The following is a 397-nucleotide window of genomic DNA, read 5'->3' as shown; positions in this document are numbered from 1 at the left end:
GTGAGTGCCCATACAACACCCGGTATTCCAACAGCCCGAATGCCATCCAGGATGCCGACTATTCCATACATGTAGGAATCCAGTATTATGCGGACTGCCTGAAGGAAGCCGGATGCACCAGCCCCCAGGACATGGATAAGCTGAAGCTGTCCCTGCAAGGGTATAACTACGGCAACGGATACATAACGTGGGCGCTCCGAAACTACGGGGGCTACAGTGCAGAAAATGCTCTGCAGTTTTCCAATGATCAGGCTGCTTCGCATGGCTGGAGTGCCTATGGCGATCCAGAATACGTCCCTCACGTCCTGAGGTATTATTCCAGCGGCGGATTGTTTGCCGGCCTGTTTGGAGGCAACGGCCAGATCGTATCCGTGGCACTTACCCAGCTTGGAAATGA

Annotated in this window: 1 protein-coding gene; it reads left to right on the top strand. The window is 53.9% G+C overall.

The genetic code is table 11. The features are described 5' to 3' along the window. A partial coding sequence (locus LIQ05_RS19530; RefSeq protein ID WP_226822946.1) for a lysozyme family protein occupies nucleotides 1–397 on the top strand: 397 nt, incomplete at both ends.

This window comes from Blautia glucerasea (genome assembly GCF_020537505.1).
Taxonomy (GTDB): Bacteria; Bacillota; Clostridia; order Lachnospirales; family Lachnospiraceae; genus Blautia_A.
Note: the sequence above shows the minus strand (reverse complement) of the source record. Positions and strands in the feature narration are given on the sequence as shown.